The 775-nt window shown below is 63.5% G+C and carries 2 protein-coding genes; both read left to right on the forward strand.

Features of this window, described 5'->3' with window-relative positions; genetic code table 11:
* The first annotated feature begins 101 nt into the window (after positions 1-101).
* On the forward strand, positions 102-479 hold the full coding sequence (locus EOA33_RS37365) for a DUF5330 domain-containing protein (RefSeq protein ID WP_127407831.1): 378 nt from the start codon (positions 102-104) through the stop codon (positions 477-479).
* A gap of 110 nt (positions 480-589) precedes the next feature.
* Positions 590-775 (forward strand): SufE family protein (locus tag EOA33_RS37370; RefSeq protein ID WP_190234529.1); only part of this gene is annotated, 186 nt, incomplete at its 3' end.

The raw sequence follows: 775 nt of genomic DNA on the forward strand, positions 1-775 counted from the left end.
TCCACGCAAGCCGTCCTTTGTGCGTGTGTGCCACGATCCAGCCCATAAAAGAGGTCATGCCGAAAGATGCATGATCCGGTCACGGACGAGAGGGCGTTGAGATGGGCTTTCTTATTAGAATGGCTTTCTGGTTTTCGCTGGTTCTTCTGGCGCTGCCGCTGAATGTCGGCACCGACGAGGCCGGACATGAGACCGTTGGGCCGATCCAGGCGCTGTTTGCGGCGCGCGAGGCGGTCGGCGACATAGCCGGCATCTGCGAGCGCAAGCCCGACGTGTGCGAGACCGGTAAATCCGCCATGCACACGATCGGCGCCCGCGCCAGGGAGACCGCCAAGATCGCCGCCGCCATGATGGAGGACGGCCAGGCCGGCGATAAGGCCAGCGACGGAGGGCTCGACACGTCCGTGGCCACAGGCAGCGTGGACGTCGTTCTGCCGGCGACCGTCAACATTCCGGCGAAGGCGCCGACTAAGAATTGAGTTTTAGCCGCTGATTGGCGACACCGCAGGCCCGTCCGACCTCTCGACGCCTGCGGTGTTTTCTTTCTTTTTTCGTGACGCGGGGATGCCGGATGACTATATCCGGCACAATGACGACCACGATCCAGACGATCCGCGACGACTTTTCCCTGCTCGACGAGTGGGAGGACCGCTATCGCTACGTGATCGAACTCGGCGAAGCGCTGCCGCCGTTCCCCGACGCCGCGCGGACTCCCGCCAACAAGGTGCCGGGCTGCGTCAGCCAGGTGTGGCTCACCACCGACCAGGGACAAGGG

The sequence above is a fragment of the Mesorhizobium sp. M4A.F.Ca.ET.050.02.1.1 genome (genome assembly GCF_003997725.1).
GTDB lineage: Bacteria > Pseudomonadota > Alphaproteobacteria > Rhizobiales > Rhizobiaceae > Mesorhizobium.

Coding starts and splice junctions, on each gene's coding strand:
- EOA33_RS37365 (WP_127407831.1), top strand. CDS start 102: ATGGGCTTTCTTATTAGAATGGCTTTCTGGTTTTCGCTGGTTCTTCTG.